Annotated in this window: 1 pseudogene; it reads right to left on the reverse strand. The window is 70.7% G+C overall.

Annotated features, from left to right (window positions below):
- Positions 1-198, reverse strand: a pseudogene (locus IF89_RS0136465) (IS110 family transposase); the annotation flags it as partial.
- Between the last annotated feature and the right edge of the window lie 133 nt (positions 199-331).

Consider the following 331-nt stretch of genomic DNA (forward strand, 5'->3'; position numbering starts at 1 on the left):
CTGGCGCAGGACCCAGGTCAGCGCGGTCCCGAAGGATCCCGTGCACTCGACCCCCGCCCGGTACAGAACACCGAACGACCCTCCCCAGGCGAGCAGTTGCCAATAGCCGACGGCGGTGGTCGGGAACTCCTGGCGGGCGAGCGAGGCGCCCAGGGTGGTGATGGCAGCGGCGACGTGGCTGTCCTTGCGGGTGTCCACCCCGAGGATCACCTCCTCCGCCGCCCGAGGGAAGCTGCTGCGCGGACAGCGTCGGCCGGGGCATGCTGGTGACGGTCACGAGGCTCCTTGGACTGGTGCTGGTGGCTGACACCGGTCCGGTGGACGGCCAGAA

This window comes from Streptomyces sp. NRRL F-2664 (assembly GCF_000719345.1).
In the GTDB taxonomy this organism is placed as follows: domain Bacteria; phylum Actinomycetota; class Actinomycetes; order Streptomycetales; family Streptomycetaceae; genus Streptomyces.